The sequence below is a fragment of the Bradyrhizobium sp. USDA 4501 genome (genome assembly GCF_054062115.1).
The window spans coordinates 7981182-7999255 of the sequence record NZ_JBSSEX010000001.1; the positions used below are offsets into that span (position 1 = coordinate 7981182).

Below are 18074 nucleotides of genomic sequence, written 5' to 3' on the forward strand. Positions count from 1 at the left end.
GACGATGCAGTCGCCGATCATTGCCAAGTGGATGTAGGAATGTCTTGGTACAGCAAAGTTTTCTGGTCGGAGGGTCTGTTCCTGCGGCCGCATCATCTGCAGCAGAACGATCGCTATCTCGAGCATCTGCTGGAAAAGCGCGTTCGTTACACGACACCGTACCCCTGGGGCTTTGCCCAGCTCGAGATCGATAACGATCTTACCCAGCAGAGCAAATTCGCCGTGCGCAGTGCGACCGGCGTCATGCCGGATGGAACGCCGTTCGATATTCCTGCCGACAGTCCGATCCCGGAAGCCATCGAAGTGCCGGATTCGGCCGCAGGCCAGATCGTCTGGCTGATGATGCCGGTCGCGGCTCCCAATACGCGGGAGGTGGATGAGGATCGCACCGACAGCGCAAGTCGCTACGTTCGGACTGCCGAAACGTTTATCGATTCAACCTCGGCGCTGCGCATCGAAGAAGAAATTGACGTTGTCTATCCACGCCTGTCGTTCGAGCTGCGCAAGACGAGCAAGCCGGGATACATGGGTCTCGGCATCGCTCGCATCCTCGAAGTGCGCGACAAGAACATCCTGTTCGACGACAAGTTTGTGCCGCCGATGCTGGTCTGCGCCGCGCATCCGGTTGTCGATGGCTGGCTCAATCGAATCATCGGCTGGGTCGAGACCAAGCTCGACGAGCTTGCGCGCTACGCAGTCGATCCGTCGTCCGGCGGCGGTTTGCAGAGCGTCGACTATCTGGTGCTGCAGGTACTGAACCGGACCATTCCGGTGCTGACTCATTTCAAACGATCCGGCAGTGTACATCCGGAACGGCTCTACGAGGAATTGCTGAGGTTTGCCGGTGAGCTTGCGACCTTCGCGACCACCGAACGACGCGCACGGGACTACCCGGCATACGATCACGACAACCTCGAATACGTCTTCACGCCCCTGGTCCGCGACATCCAGGATTTCCTGAGCGCGCGGCTGGGCAGGCGGGCGATTCGTCTGGAGATCATCGAACGCGCCCAGAACGCATTTGTATCGCCGATCCGCGATCGCGCGTTGTTCCGAAATGCGACCTTGGTGCTGGAGGTCGCCGCGCGGCGGCCTCTCGTGGAGATTCAGAATGAATTCCCGCACCTGTTCAAGGTCGGGCCCAACACAAAAATGACCGAGATCGTGCACGCAAACCTGCCGGGTTTGACCCTGGTGCATCTGCCGACGCCGCCACCGCACATCCGAGCCATCACAGACCACGTCTATTTCTATCTCGATCGCAAGTCGCCGCTGTGGCCCGAGTTCAGCACCGCGGCCTCGATCGGGATGCATTTTTCCGGCGACTGGCCGGAGCTTGAGTTGTACCTTTGGGCCATCCTGGAAGAGCGGCCATGACCGACAGGGACAAGCCGGTTAATCCTTTCGGTCGGGGTGAGCGGACCATCATCCGTCCGAACCCTGGCGGGAAGATGCCGCCGGCTCCGGCCCCTCAACCTCCAGCAGGCGAGGGACCTGCCAGCCGTCCGGCGTACTCGCCATCGCCCATGGCTTCGCCGGGTGGCCCTTCGCCACCGCCCTCGTTTTCTCCCACACCGCAGGGCGCAAGCTACGCCGCCCCGCCGACCAGCCAGCCCTCGGAGGAATGGATTTCGACACCGGCGCAGGCTCAGGCGCCGCAACCGATGCTGCCGCCCGGACCGCCGTTGCGTGTCGACGATCTGGTTGCGCCAAACGCCAATCCGGTAATGCGCGCCGGCGGCCCTTTGCTGCAGTTGCTCGGCCGGCTGCGCGTCGCGCTGATGCGGGCGTCATTCGCGAGCCTGATGGAGCAGGTCGCCGACGCCATCAAGTTCTTCGAGAAGGATATCCGCTCGGCGGGCATTTCCGAGCACCAGGCCAATACGGCGAAGTATATCCTGTGCGCGACCGCCGACGATATTGTGCAGCACATTCCGACCGACGACCGGCACGTCTGGGCCCAATACTCGATGCTCAGCCGGTTCTTCGGCGAGCGCGTGGGCGGCGTACGCTTCTTCGAGATTCTCGACCATTTGAAGACTGATCCGCTCGTCAACTATCCGGTGCTCGAGCTTCAGCACGCCTGCCTTGCGCTCGGATTCCAGGGAATCCACCGGACGTCGCCGGGCGGACTTGCGAACCTCCAGGTGATCCAGCGCAACCTCTATGAAACGCTGCGCCGGGTTCGGCCCAAGCCGACCAACGATCTGTCGCCGCACTGGCGCGGACAGGCCTTGGCCGGTCGGCGGAAGCACTTGCGCATTCCGGTTTGGCTGGTGGCGGCGGTGGTCGCTGCGCTGTTAACCGGATCCTATTTCGTTCTGCGAACGTTGCTGGCTGGCCGTGCGGAGAATGCTGCGCAAGTCGCGCTGGCACTGCATCCCGGCGATCCGATCGAGCTCAAGCGCCGCGTCGTTGCGCCGCCGCCACCACCGCCTCCGCCGCCACCGCCGGACCGCATCACCCAGCTGCAGCGCATTCGCAACGCGCTTGCACAGGAGAAGACGGCGTGCGCCATGACCGCGGATCAGACGGCGAGCTTCATCGTGATCAGGGTGTGCGATCTCGCACTGTTTGCCTCGGGCCAGGCAACCATCCTGGATGGTTTCAAGCCGATCGCGGCCCGCGTCGCGGCGACGCTCGACAAGGAGCCGGGGCGAATCCGGGTGGTTGGCCATACCGACAGCTCGCCGATCCGCACCGTGCGTTTCCCCTCGAATTTCGAATTGTCGGTCGAGCGCGCCAAGGCGGTTGCCGCCGCGCTGAAGCCCGGCTTGGCCGATGGTTCGCGCGTCGATGTCGACGGCAAGGGGTCGGATTCACCAATTGCCAGCAATTCGACACCCGAGGGGCGTGCCAAAAACCGTCGGGTCGAAATCTTCATCGAACGTAGCGAATAGGCGGACGCCAGAAGCTCACGCGATAAGCGACAGGTACCGGTCAATATGCTCGCCAAGGACATTCTACGCATCGTTCTCTATGGAGTCGGGCTCAGCTCGCTTGGAGCAGTGATCTACCTTGCCGGTCCCTTCGTTGCTTTCGGCGACTGGCATCCGTTGGAAAATCACATCGTTCGCCAGATCGCGATCCTGCTGCTCGGCGCGGCGGCGGCAGGCATCACCGGCCTTCATTTCTTCAAGCGACGCAAGAATGCCAAAGAGATCGCCGACGGCGTCAGCGCTGCGGACCAGGCTGTCAGCGACGAGCCGGTGCTCAAGGAGCGCATGAAGGATGCGCTCGCAACGCTCAAGACCGCGAGCGGCAACAAGTCCGGATATCTCTACGATCTACCCTGGTACGTCATTATCGGCCCGCCCGGTGCGGGAAAGACCACCGCGCTGGTCAATTCGGGACTCAAGTTTCCGCTCGCGCGCGGGGCGACGCCGGCGGCGATCGCCGGCGTCGGCGGGACTCGCTACTGCGATTGGTGGTTTACCGAGGAAGCGGTGCTGATCGATACCGCCGGTCGCTACACGACCCAGGATTCGAACAGCAAAGCCGACAGGGAAAGCTGGCTGTCCTTCCTGGACATCCTGAAAAAAAATCGGTCGCGCCAGCCGATCAACGGCGTTCTCGTCGCGATCAGTCTGGAGGACGTGCTGACGCTGCCGAAGCAGGAACTCGCGCTTCATGCCGATGCCATCAGGATGCGGCTCCTCGAACTGCATCAAAGGCTGAAAGTGAGCTTCCCGGTCTACGCGCTGTTCACCAAGGCCGATCTCGTTGCCGGTTTCACCGAATATTTCGCCTATCTCGGCGAGGCCGGCCGGCGCCAGGTCTGGGGGGCCACGTTCCAGACCGCCGACAAGACCCAGAATCTGGTGGGGCAGGTCCCGGTCGAGTTCGATCGCCTGCTGGAGCGTCTGAGCGAGGAAACGCTCGATCGTCTGCAGGACGAGCCGACGCCGCAGCACCGGGTGCAGTTGTTCGGCTTCCCGGCGCAGATGGCGCGGCTCAAGCCGCAAATCCACGATTTCCTCAACCAGATTTTTGAGCCGACACGGTATCACGTGAATGCCAATCTGCGTGGGTTCTATTTCACGTCGGGCACCCAGCAGGGTACGCCGATCGATCAATTGATCGGATCGTTGGCGCGTACGTTCGGCGCGGAGGAAGTCGGTGCCGGATCGTACTCCGGAACCGGCAAGAGCTTTTTCCTTGCCGATTTGATTTCGAAGGTCATCATCGGCGAGGCCGACTGGGTCTCGACTGACCGCGCTGCGGTGCGCCGCGCCTTGATCCTCAAGACCGCGGCGCTGTCGCTGATAGGTTTGGTGGCGATCGGACTGGTCGGTGCGTGGCTGACCAGCTACAAGCGCAACTCCGACCTGATCGAGCAGAGCTTGCAGGCGGACAACGAGTATGCGGCCGCCGGGGCGCCGCTCATCAAGCAAACGCTGATCGCCGATCACGATCTCGACAAGGTGCTGCCGCTGCTCTATCGGCTGCGGAACGCCCCGGCCGGCTATGCCTCACGGAATGAGCCGGTAGCACTGTCGGCGCGCTACGGGCTCAGTCAGCACGCGCGCCTGTTGTCGCCCGCGAAGGCGGCCTATCACACCGCGCTTGAGCGCATGTTCCGGCCTCGCTTGCTGTACCGGTTGGAAGAGCAGCTCAATGCGCGCATCAACGAGCCTGCCTTCGTCTATGAGGCGCTGAAGGTCTACCTGATGCTCGGCGGCCTGCAATCCCCGGACCGCGAGCTCATCCGTTCCTGGATGCAGCGCGACTGGGCGGACAACCTCTATCCCGGCGCGACCAACGCGGAGGGACGGCGTCTGCTCGATGAAAATCTCGTCGCCATGTTCGACCTCGAAACCGAGCAGCCGCCGCTGGTCGAGCTTGACGGACGCCTGATCAAGCAGGCCCAGAATTCATTGGCGCGCCTCAGCGTGTCGCAACGCGCCTACGAGTTCCTGAAGTCGGAGGCTCGTGGATCGACCGCCGGCGACTGGATCGCCAGCCGCCGAGGTGGTCCGGACGTGGCAGTTGTCTTCGAAACCACGACTGGGCAGCCCCTGGACAATGTGCGGGTGCCCGAGTTCTTCACCTACAACGGCTTCAATCAGAAGTTCATCGCTCGACTGCCCGGATTGTCAGAGCGCATGAAGCGGGAGCGCTGGGTCTTGGGTGACGCCGGCCAGCAGTCGGCAATCGACCAGCAGTATGACAATCTGGCTGGCGATCTGCTCAGCATCTACTCCAATGAGTTCGTGACGACGTGGCGGACCGCGCTCGGCAGTCTGCGTCTGAAGAAATTGCTCGCGGACAAGCCGAAATACGAGGTGCTGAGGGCGCTTTCGGCGCCGACTTCGCCGATGCGGCAAATCCTGGAGTCGGTGCGCGATGAGACGATGCTGACCAAGGAACGCCCGAAGCCGGCGAGCGGCGGCACGCCGGCCGCGCCGCCCGCGGTGACCGCGCCGGCGCTGTTCAACAACGCCCAGGATGGTACGCCCGGTGCGGCGATCGAGTCGCAGTTCAAACCCTACCATGCAGTGCTTGAAGGGGAGAGCACCCGCCGGCCGATCGACTCGACGATCGCAAACCTGAACGACATCGCGCAGAATCTGACGCTGATGGTCGAGAATCCGCAGCTGACGGCGCAAGCAACGGCGGGGCTTCAGACCCAGGTTGCGGCGCTGCGCAACAATGCCTCGCGTATGCCGCCACCATTTTCCGATATGCTGCGGGCGGCGGCTGGGGAGTTCGAAGGCAGCATCGCCGCCTCCACGGCCGGTCAGATCCTGCAGTCGTTGCGCGATCAGGTCACGCCGGTCTGTCAGCAGACGGTGACCAACCGCTACCCGTTCGTACGGAGCAGCGGTCAGGAAGTCCCGCTCGCGGACTTTGCCAAACTGTTCAGCCCGAACGGTGTCATGGACAAGTTCTTTACTCAGTTCCTGGCGCCTTATGCGGATACGTCGCGATCCGAATGGGTCTGGCGGAAGGAGAGCCCCGTCGGCCGATCGTTCTCGCCTGATACGCTAAAGCAGTTCCAGAACGCCGCCTATATCCGCGATGCCTTTTTCCAGACTGGCGGCGGTGTGCCGGCGGTGTCCTTTGCGATCCGGCCGCCGGCTGCGGCGGGACCGGGCATTACAGTGAAGACCGAGATCGGCGGTACGACGATCACGAGCCCAACCACACCAGGACCAGCCACAACCCCCTCCATGTTTGGCGCGCCGCAACCCGCTCCTCCGCCGCCGCCACCGCAGAGCAATTCACCGACGACGGTGCTCTGGCCCGGCCCATCGCCGCGGACGGCAATTTCGGTCAGCAACGAGACCGGCTCGCCATCCGTACTCGAGCGCATCGGTCCCTGGTCATTGTTCCGAATGCTGGAGGCTGGTTCGCTGGTCGCCAAGGCGGAATCCGCCAGCGCAACGTTCATTGTTGCCGGACGCGAGCTCAACTATCAGATTTCGACCGGATCGCTGCGCAATCCGTTAAATCTGTCAGTGCTCCGCGAGTTTCGTTGCCCGACCGGAATATGACCATGCGATGCGGCTTATTCGGCAAGATCGGCGCGAAGCGTGATTTCATCGCGATCGCGACGCCGCGCAGCTTCCTGGAAGTCTGGGAGCCGTGGGTGCAGGCAGCCATCTCCGCGAGCCGCCATCAACTCGGCGCCGGCTGGCAGGAAGCATTCCTGACCGCGCCGATTTGGCGATTCTGGCTTGGCGCCGCGATCTGCGGCACCACCGTCGCAGGAGCGATCATGCCCTCGCTTGACGGTGTGGGGCGATACTATCCGTTGACGCTGCATGCGGTGCCGGATGGTGACGCCGCGCTGTCGCCGCCGCACATCGATCCGCAGGACGAGTGGTATGGGCAAGTGGAGACGTTCCTGCTCTCGACCCTGGACCGGGCTGCGACGTTCGAGCAGATCTCCGATGCACTGGATCGTCTCGCGCTTCCGCGTCTGCGGACGCCGGGGACTGATGGACCGCCGGTCGTGTCGCTGAGCGACGCGACGCTGGGAATGGTTTCGACGGTCGACGGGTTTGCCGGGTCGTTCGGCAGGCTCTGCGGCGCCAACCCTCAAGTCTATGCCGCGGCTAGCTTCTGGTGGACCGCCGGGGGCGAAGGGTTTTCGCCGGTCGCACTCTGTTGCCGCGGATTGCCGGATCCGTTTCGCTATTCCACGCTGCTGACCGGCGACGTTGGCCGCGAAGTGGCCGGGACGGGATGACACGCGATGGCACACGTCCCCTCCTTGTTCGATGTCGGTAGCGTCACTCACGCCGGACGGGTGCGGGCGCGGAACGAGGATGCGTGCCTGGTAAGGACCGACGTCGGCCTGTGGGCCGTCGCTGACGGCATGGGCGGTCACGAGGCGGGCGATCTTGCCAGCCGCATCGTGGTGGAGGCGCTTGATTCCATCGGCGCGCCGGACTCCGCGGCGGACCTGTTGGCGCAATGCGAGGCGCGTCTGTTCAGCGCCAACCAGCAGATCCTGGCACTCAGCCATGAAAGGCAGGGTGCCATTGTAGGGACCACAACGGCAGTCCTGCTCGTACGCGACGGCCATTATGCCTGCATCTGGGCGGGTGACAGCCGGGTGTACCTGGTCAACCGCCACGGCATCACACAGGTGTCGCACGATCACAGCGAGTTGGAGGAGCTGATCGCCGATGGCGCGCTGTCGCGCGAAGAGGTCCAGGACTGGCCGAGCAATGCCATCACCCGTGCTGTCGGTGTCGTCGCCGACCCCGAGCTCGAGGTGGTGACCGGTCCGGCCGAACCGGAAGATATCTTCGTGATTTGCAGTGACGGCTTGACCCGGCACGTGCGGGACGACGAGATCGAGCAGCACGCGGCCACCCGCCTTGCCCAGGCCGCCTGCGACGACATGCTCGCGCTCGCACTTGATCGCGGCGGACTCGACAACGTCACGATCGTGATCGTGCGATTGCTCGCGCCACGATCCTCAGAGCCGACGAGGACGCCGCTTGATCAGGAGCCGCGACCATGACCGCGAACGATCCGTTTCGGTCATCCTACCGCGGTGTGCCGGCCGGCACCCGGCTCAACGGCATTTACGAGATCGAGGCGATGATCGGGGCAGGCGGCATGGGGGAGGTCTACCGATGCCGCGAGATCCAGACCGGATCGCCCGTCGCGGTCAAGATGCTGCTCCCCGACATGGTCGACAACGAGGCGGCGCTTGCGCTGTTCCGCCGGGAGGCGGCTGCGCTTCACAATCTTCCGCACGAAGCAATCGTTCGCTACTTCCTGTTCACGGTCGAGCCCGCACTGCAGCGCCCGTATCTGGCGATGGAGTTTGTGAACGGACGCTCGCTGTCGAACATGCTCGACGATGGGCCGCTGACCTTCGAAGCGCTGATCAAATTGATGCGGCGGGTCGCATCGGGCCTTCAGGCCGCTCACGAGCACGGCATTATCCATCGCGATGTCTCCCCCGACAACATCATCGTGCCGCTCGATGATGTAAGGCGGGCCAAGATCATCGACTTCGGGATCGCCCGGTCGACGCAGATGGGTGACAAAACCATCATCGGCTCCGGCTTCGCCGGCAAGGACAATTACGCGTCGCCGGAACAGGTCGGCTTGTACGGCAATGATGTCACCGCGAAATCCGACGTCTACAGCTTTGGTCTCGTGCTGTTCCATGCCCTGACCGGACAGAAGCTCGATATGGGCGGGAGCCAGTTTCAACTGGTCGAGAAGCGTCGGCGCGTGCCCGATCTCGGCGCGGTGGATATGCGCATCAGGCCGCTTCTCGAGAGGATGCTGCAGCCGGACCCGGCGTTGCGCCCGACCATGGCGGAAGTCGCCAACTGGACGCCGGCGGGTTCGGCGCAGCCGTCCGCCGCGCCGCTCTACGGCTTCGATCCATTGGGGAAGCCGGAAGCCGGGACGTCTGCGCAGCAGGAGCGGGTGCCATCAACCACGCGGAACTCCCGCCGCATCTGGCTCAGCGCTTGCGTCGCGGGGCTGCTGCTTCTGCTGGGGGGCGGCGGGTACACCTTCTATAAATTCGTCTGGAGGACATCGGGCTTGGCGGCTTTGCCGCCGCCTCCGAAACTCGCCGGGACATCCGCGCCGCCGAGCGAGCCTGCTCCGCCACCGCCGGCGCGTCAGGAGCCGGTGAAGTTGCCGTCTCAGCCGACGGTGACGCCGTCTCCGTCCCCCGACGGGCCGGGTCGAGCCGAGCGCATCCGCAAATATGTTGCCCAATATGCGGGCGGCGACTGCTTCTTCATCCTGCCTGTTGCCGTGAGCTCAAGCGCAGCCGTCATTGAAGGCTTCGGCGCCTCGACCGCCCCGTTCGATACCTTCGACAAGGCGTTTCGAAAGGAGCAGGGATTTGAGGCGTCGGTCGGCGTCAGGCAGGTGAATCAGGCACAATGTCCGGCCGTCAAATTCCTCAGTCAGGTCGGAAGCGATCAAGCGCGTGCGCCCCGCATCAACCTGTCGGCGACGGAGCTGAAGGCCGGCGAGACCCTTAATGGGACCGTCGAGAATTTTGCCAACCGGGTGGTTGAACTGCTCATGGTCTCGGATCGCGGCGAGGTGCGGAGCCTGTCCTACCTCCTGAAGCCGGGCGTCGACTCGCTTTCCTTTGCCCTGCCGATGGAGCGTACGACCGGTCCGCAACTCCTGTTGGCCGTCGCAGCCCCGCGGGTTCTGGATTCATTGCGCCAGCCGCGACCGATGGCTGCCGACACATTCTTCCTGCAGGCAACCAGCGAAGCTCAACGCGGCAACGTGACCATCACCGCGGCTGGACGCTATGTGATGCTCACCAATTGAGCTGCCGTTCAGAACTTGCCGATCATCAAGATCTTCAGGTCGGCATCCGGCTTGAAGTCGCTCGCCGTGAACTGCCGCGAATTGTCGGCAGATGCCGGCTTGAGTCGCCCTGGACAAAAACTGACCAGGCGATCGTCGCCGCCCGGATCGATCGTCAACGTGAAGGACCGGATTGGACCCGCCCAGTTCGCACCCGTCTTGAGCACGTAGGAAATGCGCCGCTCCTGCAGTTTTGCGGTATTGGCCTGGCTGTCGCCTGTGCGCTTGTCCAATTCGGCAAGGAACGCATCCGTAATGCAATAGTCTCTCCGGTATCGCTCGACCTCCGGGCGTAGCGCCGCGCTGCGACGTAGGCCCGCGCGCAGGACCGTGTCAGGGCTGGAGCCGACGCTCGGGCGATATTGATGTTCGACCGTGACGGTATGCGCTGCTGGGAACACTTGCTCGCGAACAGCCGACGTCCTGGTTATCCAGCCGGGCGTGTATTGCTGGCGACCGTTGTCGCTCATGCCGGCAGGCATCAGAAGGCCATCATCGATCAGCTTCGTGCGGGTTGTCGCCGGCAGGTCGGCCACCCGTATCTCCCGATCACCGAGCGGCAGCAAAGGCAGCTTGAACTGACGGAGGAGGGCGGTGACATCCTTGTTGCCGACCATGGCGCGCTGGTCGATGGCCAGCGGCACCGGGTTGCCGTCGATCCTCGTCTCGAACTCGACGAAGTTGACCGGATCGCTCGATGGAAGCGCAATGCTCTCGGCTTCGGACAGGTCGATGTCCGGCAGCGGAAAGGCGACAGTGAGCGCAACCGGCTTGCTCGTCTGGTTGACGAATTGGTAGCGAACGCTGACCCGGTCCAGCCCGATACGAAGCTCCTCGCTCGCCATGGCCACGTCCTTGGTGCGGACGAATTGCAGCCCGCCGATGGACAATTCGGCTGCCGAATCGTTCGCCCGCGCAGGCCAGCCGGTTGCGGCCAACAGGACGATCATCAAGGCTCGCGACCTCAACGACAGCCCGCTTAACGCTCCATTTGCCATGCCGGCCTCCATGCGGCGCCGCAGCGTCTGCCCGTGCGGGTCAATCGATCGCCTGATAAAGGTCGCCCCATTCCGGCTTCCAGACGCCATCGGGGTCGCAAACCACGATCGCGAGCTTCATGTCATTGGCGAGACGGATTGCGCCGCGAAAGGCATCCTGGGCGGGCATATGGGCGCTGACCTGGTCGCTGCTCAGGCGACCTCCGCTTGCGGCGGCCGGCAACACGATTGACCCGGAGGCGCCGGCATTGTCGCGTCTCAAAACCAGCGTAATCGCGTCGGGCTGGATTTCGCTGACTTGCTCAAATCTGTTTCTGGCCATGATTTTGCACTGCAGGCTGAAGGAGTTCGGACTATCACCGTCCAGTGAAAGAGTTGAACGGGATCGGGGTTGCTCGCCACCAATTGACACTGCACTCGCGCAGTCTTGGATTAGGCAGTCTTGGATTAGTCGGACTGACGCCGCATTCGGTTCGGTTACATTGAGGCGGATATGCTTCGTCGATCTAGCTGGATCTGGCTCTCTATCGTTGGCACTGCCATAGCGGCCACCGGGGCACGGGCCGACGATGCGGTCGTGCGAAGCTTTGCCGGCGGTTCGGCTGCATCCATGGTGGGGATCGTCGCGGCCAGCCAGGACGTCGAACTCGCGGGCCCGCAAGCGCTCAGCGCTGACGGACAGGGAAATCTGTTTGTGCTCGATCAAATCAATGGCCGCATTCTGCAGTTCGACCCCAAGCAACCGAACACTGCTCCCGACATCCTGAAGATGCCTGGCGACGTCCAGCCCACCGACCTCGTCGTCCATAACGACGACATCATGGTTTGGGACGGCGGTGTGCGAATGCTGAAGGCGGCACCAGGACAGTCCACACGCGGGCTGGGCGGCGACGAGATCCAACTGGAGGAAGTCTCATCCCGCGGAACCGACGACCAGGTCGCCATTTCGGCCTTCGCACAGATGGGCTCGCAGGCGCTGAGCAGCCCGACCGACTTGCTGGATCAGAATACGCGCGCGGCCATCGTGAGGACGACGCGACAGCCCGATCGGCAATATATCGCCTCGCGCAGCAAGGGATCGGTGATCGCCGATATCATTCCCGACAAGGGCAATGCCGGCGTTCGGGTCGAAATCCAGACCATGGTCTCCAACGAGACCATCGGTCAGCTCGGCCTGCGCGTCCGCAACCAGCTCGGCACCGTGGAGTTTCTCGAGATCGACAACAGCGACCGCTTCTACGTGCTGGCCGAGGACATTCCGCCGTCGGGCAAGAATGCCTCCACCTTCGTCGCACGCTATGCCGCGAACGGACGCCTTGAGGGTATCTACGAGCTGCCGCTGGAGAACACGCCCGTGACCCGGCGGTTCGTCACCGTCTCGGGCGACGGCGACGTCTATTTTCTGCGTACCAAGCCGGATGGCGTCGAGGTGGTTGGTGTCGGCTTCCGCCCCCTGGGGAAGGTATCCGTCATTGACGTCAGGCCGTCGCGCACGGCGGCCGCGCCGGCGGCGGCGCGGCCGGATATCAAGTTCAATGCGACCGCCGCCGTGCGGCCGTCCAATCGTCAGCAGGCGATCGAGACGGCCTTCGCCTTTGAGGGCATCCAGTGGAAGCTGACACCGGCGAACTACGGCAGCGATCCCGACAGCCAATGCTCCGGTTTCAGCCGTATTCGCCGGCCGTGGTATCTGCAGGGCAAGGTAAACCAGGAAGTGCGGGGTGTGCCCTATTGCTGGGGCTGCCACGGTTCGCTCGCGAATTTCCGGCAGCGGATCGACGGCGGGACCCTGGCGGGCAATGTCTGCACCCGTAACGAGCCACGGCCGGATGTGGCGGGTGTCGACTGTTCGGCGTTCGTCAGTGCCACGTGGGGACTATCCGTCCATTACACGACCGCTGCCATTCCCGCGATCGCCGCGCCGGTGACCAACCCCTGGGACCTCAAGCCTGGTGACGCCCTGAACAAACCGGGTTCCCACGTGATGTTGTTCCTGCGGTTCACCCCGGATCGCAAGGCCGAGGTCATGGAATCCTCGACGGGTGGCTGCAACGGTCGGGTCTGCCGCAACGTCTACCCGCTCGCGAGCCTGCTTGCGCGCGGTTACGTTCCGGTCCGCTTTCGGGCGTTCGCAGACGATCAGACGACCGTTTCCGCGAACGCCTATCAGGAGACCGAGGCGCCGACAGGCCGCAAGACGGCGAACAAACGGCGCTGAACCTGAGGTCTTGCCAAGGCTACAGATGAACATGGATCACCGCCTGCGCGCTGGTTTCCGGAGGTCCGGACGGCATTCCTGCCGCTCTGCCTTGCCGGTGCGGTTCCAGGGCGGACCTGCTTGATATCGAGGTGGATCGCGATGCGAACGCTCAGGGGCTTTGATCGAAGGACCGGTTGGCTGTGTGCCGCCATCCTGCTCGCCGCGTTGATCGGCCTGCCACTCCAGCGCGCGCATGCGGCGGGTGAACTGTCGATAAGCAATCCCGACGGTGCGGCGCTCCGGGCGCTCGTCATCGGGATCGACGACTACCAGCATGTACGCAAATTGAAGGGCGCGGTCGCCGACGCCAATGACATCGTGTCGAGCCTGAGGACCATGGGCGTCAGCGATGTGGTCGAGCTGACCAATGCGCAGGCGGACAGGGCGAGCGTGCTGCGCGAAATCAGCTCACTGGTGGAGCGGACCAAGAGCAACGATCTCGTCTTCCTGTCGATCGCAGGCCACGGCACGCAGGAGCCGGAGCGGATCAAGGGCTCCGAACCGGACGGAATGGAGAACGTGTTCTTGCTGCCCGAATTCGCGACCACGCCGGCAGGATCTGTCGAGCGCATTCTGGGAAGCGAATTCAACCATTTCATCCGGCAGTTCGAATTGCGCGGCGCAAGGGTGATTTTCGTCGCGGATACCTGCCATGGCGGCGGAATGGTGCGCGATATCGATCCGCGGGCGGCTGAGATGAGTTTTCGGCAGGTGCCCCGCTACACGCTGCTGGTCGATGAATTGAAGCCGGTGTCGAGCAGCGACGACCCGAAGTCCGAACTCGATCTCGACCACACCGCGTTCATCGCCGCGGTCGATCGGCACACCAAAGCGCCGGAAGTGCGGATTCCGGGGATCGATGGCCTGCGCGGCGCCCTGAGTTATGCCGTTGCGCGCGCCGTGGAGGGCAACGCGGACATCAATCATGATGGCAAGGTGACCCTGAAAGAGCTTTTCAGCAATGTTCGGCAGGTGGTCTATCAACTGTCCGACCAGCGCCAGAATATCGTGACGGTATCGTCGCCGGCACAGATGCCGGAAACCGAGGTCGCGTTCGAACTGACCCGCGGCGTGGTGCTGATCCAGGGGACGGCGGCGAGAGCTGCCTCCGGCCAGGTCGCTACCGTCGCGTCCGCCGAGAAGCAGACCCCTCCGCCGCCGGCCGTTACGGCCAAGTCGCAAACCGGTCCAACCAGTGCCGCTGCGACCGCCCCGGCCGCGCCCAGTGCCGCACTGCCGCCCTTCCGCCTCACCACGCCGATCCGCTTGGCAGCGCTTGACGGCAAGATGGGCTATTTCACCAGCGTCAAGCCGCAGGACGCCAGCGTGCAGGCCGTTCAACCGACTGATAATCCCGACCTGATCTGGGACCCCGTATCCCATGATGTGATCGCCTGGGGCGACGTGGTCGCCTATGGCGTCGACGTTGGCGGTTTGACGACAGTGGTCAACCGAACCGCGGCAATTCGGGAGCTGAAGCGCATGGCGACGCAGTCGCCGCAGCTGATGCGTATTTGGCCGGATGACCGACAGCAGCGCAGCGGACAGACCGTCGAGGTCGAATTGTCCGACGTCGGTTCGCGGGCGGTGCTGCTATTCAACGTGTCCGGTGATGGAACCATCCAGATGCTGTATCCGGTGGGTTCCGATGCCGCGATGGCTCGGTCAGCAAATCTGCGGCTGCCTCTTCGGGTAGGCGAGCCGTTCGGCGCCGAGCAGATCGTCGCGGTAACCTCGCAGCAGCGGATGGTTGATCTGGAGACGGTCCTGATGCAGCTCAACCGGCGCCGTGCCTCGGGGCAGGTGATCAAGAGTCTGGAGCGCTACCTGCCGGCGGACGCGCGGATCGCGTCAATCGGCTTTTTCAGCGTTCCCTGACGAAGCTGTGACAGCCCGGTCATGTCGCCAGCGAAACTGGTTTCCCGCAAGCAATCCTGGTTCGCGATCGTGCTGCTGCTGGCAGGAGGCGGGGCCGCGTGGGCGACGCCGCCGCCATCGGCCGCTCCATCGGCAGGTGCGACGAATGCTCCGTTGCTCTGGCGCGTACAGGCCCCGCGCGGCCCGGCAAATGCCGCCGGCGTGGCGCTTGAAATCCTGCCGGGTCCAACCGTCAACATTGGCGGCAAGGTGTCATTCGGCGTAACCGCCAGGAAGCCGGGCTATCTGATGCTGGTGGATGTTGATGCGGAAGGGCGGATGTCCCAGATCTTCCCGACTGCCGAGCTATTGGCGCAGTCGGTCGGACCCGACATGAATCTTGTCAAGCCTGGCGTCCAATTCATCGTTCCGACCCCGGCGGCACAGCAACGTGGATTTGAATATGTCGTCGCGCCGCCGGCCGGGTCCGCCGTCATCGTTGCGATCCTGAGCGAGCGACGCGTGCAATTGCTCGATCTGCCGGACATTCAGCGCAAGCTTCAGGGGCCGGCCGACACGTTGAGCTATCTGTCGGATTGGACCAGTCAGCTGCGGATACCGGACAGCGGCGGCGGAAGACTATTGCCGAACAATTGGTCGTTCGACATCAAATCATACTCCATCAAGTAGGTCAGCGATCGCATTGCTCAGGCTGCCCGGGCGGTCGAGGAGACCGTCCCGCGCGATCATGTGGTGAATATCCTTGTGGCGGAGGCTGCTGTTCGGCTTCTTGCATGCAGGGCCCTGCGGTTTGGCTCCGTTGCCCCCGGGCATGAGGCCCGATCTCGAGCGCGCCGCCGTGGCCGTCCTAGTTGCAGACCTCAACATTGCCGGTACCGCCGCCGGGACCTCCGCCGCCACGGTAATCGAGATGACATCCGCGACGGACCGGGCGGCATAGATAAGCATCACACACGATCTGGCCGCTGCCACCCGAGGGTCTCGCAGTCGCCTGTCGTCGGGGAGTGTCGGCTTGCGGCTCGGGCCTCTCACGGACCGGACGATCGGCGCGCGACGGCCGCTCATCCGTGTTGCGCTTCGCCACCGGCTTTTTCCCGCGCCGCTTCTCGCATTCGTTATCCTCGTTCAGGAACGAGCCCTCGGCGCAGGTGATCTTGCGGCACTGGTCGCCGTCGGCCTTGTAGCCATGTTCGCAGATCAGCGGGCAAACCCGGGCCGGCTTCAGCTTGATCGCATCGAGCGCATCGAGGCTTGCAAGCTTGACGTCAAATTTGGTTCCGGCGTGCCGGTTGAACAAGGTCAGGGAGCGACGCGAGGCCGCGTTCCACTCACCGTCGATGGAGCCTGTGAAACAACCAACCCGGCTCAATTCGCTCTGCACCGATTTGGCAAGATCCTCCTGCGGCGGCGCCGTGTTCAGGGCGGCAACCTTCGCGCCCTCGCTATTCTGCGATGGGGTAGCGGTTGCAATATTATCCGGCTTGGCGCTGTCGGGCGCGGGTCCGTTCGCGGAAAGCATGGCGACCGTTGAGGTTTGGGATGCGGTCCGCTTCCGTTCAGCCTCGGCAGCTTGGTCCTGCGCCGCCTGCTTTGTTCTTTCTGCCGCGATACGGGCATCCTCCGCGGCCTTGAATTCTGCGGCCGCCTTTTCCTGCTCCGCTCGCTGGGCACCTTCGGACGCAAGCCGAGCCTTCTGCTGCTCCGCTTCCTGCGCTTTCCGGGTGGCGGTAACGCGTGCGTCCTCCGCGTCGATCTGATTGAGCTGAAGCTTGGCCAGATTTGAGTAATAGCCGTCGGGGTGCTGGGCGAGGAACGCGCTCATAGCGGCCTTGTTACCCAGTTGCAGGGCCAATTCGTAGTCGCGACGAATCTCCGACGAGGCGTTAGCCGGCGGCGGCGCCGGCTCTTCTGCCTTTGGCACGAGGGCAACGTCCTCACCGCCCAGTGAGCCGTAAACATAAGGCTCCTGTCGGTTGCCGGTCGCTTGCAAGACATCATCGCGGACGAAGCCGAAAGCCCTGCGCAGGTCCAGTCCAGGCTTTGCGATATATTTCACCAGCGCTGTCGCGTAGGGACTGTTCGTGCTGTTGCCGTCGAGCGCGGTCAGTCCGGCCTTCGCCGCAAACGCGATCAGCGTATTGGATACGGCGGGTTCTACCCGGGCGAGCCCGCGGCTGATCGCGCGCGAAGCGACGGTTCGTTTCATCGTGTCGGCGAATGGATTGTTGCGGCAGGCGTCAACGATCACGACGCGGAGCTGTTTGGCGGGCTCGATGGCCAGCAGGACGCGATCGAGCGAGAAGGCCTCGTCATAGATATCAGTGTCGCGTTCAAGCCTGGCATCCGTCGGAATAAGGTAATTCGTCCCGTCGATCTCGATTCCGTGACCTGCATAGTAGACGATCGCGATGTCTGCATCGCGAGCTTGATCGGCGAAATCCCTCAGTGCCCGCCGCATGTCGCTCGAGGTCAGGTTCAGCCGAGACTCCACCAAATCGAACCCGGCGCCCTTCAAGGTCGCGGCGATAGCGGTGGCATCATTGGCAGGATTCGGAAGTAGTGGCGCATTTTGATAGTTCGAATTGCCGACCACCAAAGCCACTCGCTTCGTTGCCCAGGCTGGCTGAGACGCCAGGAGAACCGAAGCAGCAAGAACAACAAGAACTCGGAGGAGCGTGTAGCGCATGGCGAACGTCCAAAAATCGGCTCGAAACAACGGCAGCTTTATCGAAGGTGGCCGCGCGCAAACTCCACTGCGTCAAGCGTTACGGGCGCCGGCATACCTCCGTAGAGAACAAACTTGAGTCCAATCCATTCCTGATGTTGTCGTCCGGGGCAGAGAGATTGTTCAAGGATACACCGAAGCGTGTAGGGCCGGTGGTGCACGGCCGAACAAATGCCGATTGACCTGTAAGATATTGAAATATCTGTCTTTTATCGTTAGCGCCGGAATGGCTGGCAGTGCCGGCATCCGCCTGGGCTTCGCCAAGCGAAGTTCCATCTCTCGATAGTGATCTCGGAATTGAACTCGCATGCTCAAGCGATGCTCGTGCCGGATCGTCAGCGTGTGACGGCCGCGTTGTTAGTCTCGGTGGCGTCGACAAGGTTCAGCCCGGTCG

The 18074-nt window shown here is 63.3% G+C and carries 13 protein-coding genes; 9 read left to right on the top strand and 4 right to left on the bottom strand.

Translation table 11 applies throughout. The features are described 5' to 3' along the window. Positions 1–39: 39 nt before the first annotated feature. From tssK to ACVWZM_RS37000, 6 genes are all read left to right on the top strand, one after another. Entirely contained in the window at positions 40–1377 is a 1338-nt protein-coding gene (gene tssK, locus ACVWZM_RS36975; RefSeq protein ID WP_028335406.1) for a type VI secretion system baseplate subunit TssK, read from the top strand. 287 nt (positions 1378–1664) lie between these two features. Beyond that, positions 1665–2900 (top strand): type VI secretion system protein TssL, long form, encoded by a 1236-nt coding sequence (gene tssL / locus ACVWZM_RS36980; protein ID WP_256527869.1) that lies wholly within the window; start codon positions 1665–1667, stop codon positions 2898–2900. A gap of 45 nt (positions 2901–2945) precedes the next feature. Further along, entirely contained in the window at positions 2946–6497 is a 3552-nt protein-coding gene (gene tssM, locus ACVWZM_RS36985; protein WP_456855832.1) for a type VI secretion system membrane subunit TssM, read from the top strand. Then, positions 6494–7195: a type VI secretion system-associated protein TagF gene (tagF, locus tag ACVWZM_RS36990; protein ID WP_168858792.1), complete on the top strand. Its 702-nt coding sequence runs from the start codon at positions 6494–6496 to the stop codon at positions 7193–7195. Before tssM ends, tagF begins: the two co-directional genes overlap by 4 nt. Positions 7196–7201: 6 nt before the next feature. Continuing rightward, complete coding sequence (locus ACVWZM_RS36995) at positions 7202–7978, top strand: PP2C family protein-serine/threonine phosphatase (RefSeq protein ID WP_253639596.1); 777 nt, start codon at positions 7202–7204, stop codon at positions 7976–7978. After that, positions 7975–9780: a serine/threonine-protein kinase gene (locus ACVWZM_RS37000; protein ID WP_253639597.1), complete on the top strand. Its 1806-nt coding sequence runs from the start codon at positions 7975–7977 to the stop codon at positions 9778–9780. Before ACVWZM_RS36995 ends, ACVWZM_RS37000 begins: the two co-directional genes overlap by 4 nt. Positions 9781–9788: 8 nt before the next feature. On the opposite strand, the gene ACVWZM_RS37005 is transcribed toward ACVWZM_RS37000, so the two are convergent. Both ACVWZM_RS37005 and ACVWZM_RS37010 read right to left on the bottom strand, forming a co-directional pair. Further along, complete coding sequence (locus tag ACVWZM_RS37005) at positions 9789–10769, bottom strand: DUF4424 domain-containing protein (RefSeq protein WP_456855833.1); 981 nt, start codon at positions 10767–10769, stop codon at positions 9789–9791. 88 nt (positions 10770–10857) lie between these two features. After that, positions 10858–11229 carry a hypothetical protein gene (locus ACVWZM_RS37010; protein ID WP_233475560.1) on the bottom strand — a complete coding sequence of 124 codons (372 nt, stop codon included), beginning with the start codon at positions 11227–11229 and terminating at the stop codon, positions 10858–10860. 81 nt (positions 11230–11310) lie between these two features. Here ACVWZM_RS37010 and ACVWZM_RS37015 point away from each other — a divergent pair, with 81 nt between their 5' ends. Continuing rightward, complete coding sequence (locus ACVWZM_RS37015; protein WP_076831460.1) at positions 11311–13035, top strand: NHL repeat-containing protein; 1725 nt, start codon at positions 11311–11313, stop codon at positions 13033–13035. 36 nt (positions 13036–13071) lie between these two features. Here the strand turns inward: ACVWZM_RS37015 and ACVWZM_RS37020 are convergent, their stop codons facing one another. After that, positions 13072–13353, bottom strand: coding sequence for a hypothetical protein (locus ACVWZM_RS37020; protein WP_246786613.1), 282 nt, complete (start codon positions 13351–13353; stop codon positions 13072–13074). Between ACVWZM_RS37020 and ACVWZM_RS37025 the strand changes: the two genes are divergently transcribed. Beyond that, positions 13243–14955, top strand: a complete 1713-nt coding sequence (locus ACVWZM_RS37025; RefSeq protein WP_456856833.1) for a caspase family protein — start codon at positions 13243–13245, stop codon at positions 14953–14955. The genes ACVWZM_RS37020 and ACVWZM_RS37025 overlap by 111 nt on opposite strands. Before the next feature lie 21 nt (positions 14956–14976). Further along, a complete protein-coding gene (locus tag ACVWZM_RS37030; protein WP_256527870.1) occupies positions 14977–15624 on the top strand; it encodes a DUF4384 domain-containing protein in 648 nt (215 codons plus the stop codon). A gap of 178 nt (positions 15625–15802) precedes the next feature. Here the strand turns inward: ACVWZM_RS37030 and ACVWZM_RS37035 are convergent, their stop codons facing one another. Then, on the bottom strand, positions 15803–17641 hold the full coding sequence (locus ACVWZM_RS37035) for a caspase family protein (RefSeq protein WP_253639600.1): 1839 nt from the start codon (positions 17639–17641) through the stop codon (positions 15803–15805). Between the last annotated feature and the right edge of the window lie 433 nt (positions 17642–18074).

Coding starts and splice junctions, on each gene's coding strand:
- ACVWZM_RS37005 (WP_456855833.1), bottom strand. CDS start 10,769: ATGATCGTCCTGTTGGCCGCAACCGGCTGGCCTGCGCGGGCGAACGAT.
- ACVWZM_RS36995 (WP_253639596.1), top strand. CDS start 7,202: ATGGCACACGTCCCCTCCTTGTTCGATGTCGGTAGCGTCACTCACGCC.
- ACVWZM_RS37035 (WP_253639600.1), bottom strand. CDS start 17,641: ATGCGCTACACGCTCCTCCGAGTTCTTGTTGTTCTTGCTGCTTCGGTT.
- tssK (WP_028335406.1), top strand. CDS start 40: ATGTCTTGGTACAGCAAAGTTTTCTGGTCGGAGGGTCTGTTCCTGCGG.
- tssM (WP_456855832.1), top strand. CDS start 2,946: ATGCTCGCCAAGGACATTCTACGCATCGTTCTCTATGGAGTCGGGCTC.
- ACVWZM_RS37020 (WP_246786613.1), bottom strand. CDS start 13,353: ATGCTGGTAGTCGTCGATCCCGATGACGAGCGCCCGGAGCGCCGCACC.
- ACVWZM_RS37000 (WP_253639597.1), top strand. CDS start 7,975: ATGACCGCGAACGATCCGTTTCGGTCATCCTACCGCGGTGTGCCGGCC.
- ACVWZM_RS37015 (WP_076831460.1), top strand. CDS start 11,311: ATGCTTCGTCGATCTAGCTGGATCTGGCTCTCTATCGTTGGCACTGCC.
- ACVWZM_RS37030 (WP_256527870.1), top strand. CDS start 14,977: ATGTCGCCAGCGAAACTGGTTTCCCGCAAGCAATCCTGGTTCGCGATC.
- tssL (WP_256527869.1), top strand. CDS start 1,665: ATGCTGCCGCCCGGACCGCCGTTGCGTGTCGACGATCTGGTTGCGCCA.
- tagF (WP_168858792.1), top strand. CDS start 6,494: ATGACCATGCGATGCGGCTTATTCGGCAAGATCGGCGCGAAGCGTGAT.